This window comes from Chrysiogenia bacterium (genome assembly GCA_020434085.1).
Lineage (GTDB): Bacteria > JAGRBM01 > JAGRBM01 > JAGRBM01 > JAGRBM01 > JAGRBM01.
On sequence record JAGRBM010000547.1, the window covers coordinates 1 to 2895 of the forward strand.

Below are 2895 nucleotides of genomic sequence, written 5' to 3' on the forward strand. Positions count from 1 at the left end.
ATGCGGCGCTCCTCGAAGAAGCCGGACCCGCGGTCCTGGCCTTCGGGTACAACGACGGTGACGCGATGACCGTGGAAGACAACAACGTGAAGACCCAGGTGGATATGGTCTTCACGACAGACGAAGACATCCCGACGCCAATTGACATGCAATACGCATTCGTGCGTCTCAAGGGCGAATTGAGCGGGATGGATCTGACGCCCCTTTCGTTGACCTACGCCATGCCCGACCTGACCATCGCCGTCGGCGCTGAATCGGTTCGCATGGCGTTGGGGATGGCGACGACCGATAACGAACTGGTCGAGGTCCTGTTTCAGATTCCCGACGAGAGCGGCGATATCGCCTATGTCGCGCGCGAGGTCATCTACGACACCACGGACCCAAAAATTGCAGCACCCCTTGAAGGAACGGTCGGTGTCGGCAGCAGTGAGCTGACCGTGACAATCCCCGGCGCAAGCGACGAAGTGATGAACGGCGTCGCATCGGGAATCGGCGCATTCTTTGTCGAATTCACGAGCGCCGTGGATGCCGCAGAGGATCCGGTCACGCCCCCTGACGATCAGGCCTATGCCACCGGTAACGGATCTTCCTTTACGATCACGGGCCTGACCAACCGGGTGACCTATACCTTCAACGTCTACGCGCTCGACAACGCGGGCAACCGCTCGGTCGAGTTCGTGGCCGACCTGGAGGGAACGCCGGCGCCAGGTGTGAGCCTGCTCGATCTGCTCGGTGAGAACGGCTGCGTGTTCTCGCCGCGCGCGCGCGGCTGGGGCGCGGGCGAACTGCTCCTCTGGCTGGGCGCGCTCGCGATAGCGCTCGCCGTTCGTCGCCGCGGAGCGCGCGCATGATCCGCCGCATCCTTCCCGTTCTGCTGGGCGCATGGCTGGTGCTGTGCGCCGCGGGCAGCGCGCACGCGCAGGGCATTCCCCAGAGCCGTCGCAGCACGCTTGGTGCCGGGCGTTTCTGGGGCTCGATGCAGATGGAGTGGATCAGCGTCGGGGATTCGCGCCAGCGCTCCTACTTCGAAGAATCGAGCGCACAGCAATATTCTTTTGAAGCGGGCATGCGGCTGACCGGCAATTTCGACCTGCTGGGCTCCATTGGATACCGCTACGAGAGCGCGCACCAGCTCAATGAGAATGATTTCCTGATGATCCCGCCAGTGATCAGCCGACTGACGAACGTCGACACCCTGCACACGATTCCGATGACCGCTTCGCTGCGCTACCGCCTGCAGTGGGACCCCGATGCCTGGCTCGTGCCCTATGTGCGCGGCGGAGTGACGGGCGCGTGGTTCGTCTATGACGAGGACACGATCGGTGTCGGCAATGTCTGGGGCATCAAGTGGGGCGTGCACGGCGGCGCAGGGCTGCTCTGGCGCATCGACGAGCTCGACAAAAACTCGCGGCGCTCGCTTCGCAACCAGGGCATCGACGGCATGTATCTCGACACCGGTTTTCACTGGCAGTGGGTCAACAACTTCGGCACCAAGACGCCCAACCAGTACAACGGCAAGGGGCTCGATCTCTCCGGCATGGGCGCCCGGCTGGGCCTGACGATATGGGTGCGGTAGAAGCGCCCGAAACTCCCGACACAGAGGCGCCACTGCCGCGGGGCCCCCGGCTTCTCGGCATGAGCGGCGGCACGCTGCTCATCGCGGCGTTCGTGATGCCGGTCGTCCGGGCCTGTGACGATCCGGTGTATCCGTATGAGTTTGGCCTCAAGTGGGGCGGCTTCGTGCCGGAGTATCTGTTCGGGCTTGCCGTGCTAATTGCGCTTGCGGTCGTTGCGCTGCGTGGGGACGCAATGCTCGGCCGCGCAGGTCGCGCGCTTCGCCTCTATGTCGTGCTCTGGGGCATTCGCAACCTCTCGAACTCCGTCTGGCAAACCGGGGAGGATATTCTGTCGAACTCGGCGCAGGAGTGGGAGAACTGGGCACTTGGCGCATTCGCGGCGCTCGCACTCTCACTTGTATATCTTTCGCGTCAAGGCAGGTTTTCCTCCACGAGAATTCTGGGCCGAAGCATGTGGGTGGGCGGAATTCTGTGGGCTCCCTTATTGATGATCGCATTCGACGAGGTCGCTGATGAACTCATGTACGGGTTCTGGGTCACGCTGCTGGCGTTGGCGATGATCGTCGTCGGGGGTGCCTGGATCGAGCGCGAGGAAGCGCAGCATGCCTTGACCGGTGAATAGCGGCAAGTTCTATTCGTCCACGTCCACGTCCACGTCCACGTCCACGAAACCAAAAACAAAAGGCCCGCTTCCTTTCGGAAGCGGGCCTTTGCAAATGCTCTGAATGGAACAGGCAGGTGCTGGGCTTACATCATGCCCGGCATTCCGCCCATTCCGCCCATGCCACCCATGCCGCCCATGTCGGCGCCGCCGCCGTCCTTGCTGGGCTTTTCGGCGATGAGCGCCTCGGTGGTAAGCAGCAGGCCCGCCACGCTGGCGGCGTTCTGCAGTGCGCTGCGCACGACCTTGGTCGGGTCGATCACGCCCGCGGCAACCAGGTCCTCGTAGGTCTCGGTCTGGGCGTTGAAGCCCCAGGAGGCCTCGGTCTTCTGAAGGACTTTGTCGAGAACGACAGAGCCTTCGAGACCGGCGTTGTTGGCGATCTGGCGAAGGGGCTCCTCGATGGCGCGACGGATGATGTTCACGCCGATCTGCTGGTCGTGGTTTTCAAGCTTGAGGCCGTCGAGGGCCTTCTGCAGGCGGGCAAGCGCGATGCCGCCGCCGGGCACGATGCCCTCTTCCACGGCCGCGCGGGTGGCGTTGAGGGCGTCCTCAACGCGCGCCTTGCGCTCCTTCATCTCGACCTCGGTAGCAGCGCCGACCTTGATGACGGCCACGCCGCCGACGAGCTTGGCCAGACGCTCCTGGAGCTTCTCG

Annotated in this window: 4 protein-coding genes; 3 read left to right on the forward strand and 1 reads right to left on the reverse strand. The window is 63.5% G+C overall.

Going from position 1 to position 2895, the window contains the following annotated elements:
• The 3 genes from KDH09_18130 to KDH09_18140 all read left to right on the forward strand — a co-directional run.
• Positions 1-851, forward strand: an 851-nt coding sequence (locus tag KDH09_18130) for a hypothetical protein (GenBank protein ID MCB0221623.1), incomplete at its 5' end; no start/stop codon positions are given.
• Positions 848-1576 carry an outer membrane beta-barrel protein gene (locus tag KDH09_18135; protein MCB0221624.1) on the forward strand — a complete coding sequence of 243 codons (729 nt, stop codon included), beginning with the start codon at positions 848-850 and terminating at the stop codon, positions 1574-1576. The genes KDH09_18130 and KDH09_18135, both read left to right, overlap by 4 nt.
• 59 nt (positions 1577-1635) lie before the next feature.
• The gene (locus KDH09_18140) at positions 1636-2199 is read left to right on the forward strand and encodes a hypothetical protein (protein ID MCB0221625.1); all 564 of its coding nucleotides are present in this window, start codon (positions 1636-1638) and stop codon (positions 2197-2199) included.
• 125 nt (positions 2200-2324) lie between these two features.
• Here the strand turns inward: KDH09_18140 and groEL are convergent.
• On the reverse strand, positions 2325-2895 hold a 571-nt coding region (gene groEL, locus KDH09_18145), incomplete at its 5' end, for a chaperonin GroEL (GenBank protein ID MCB0221626.1).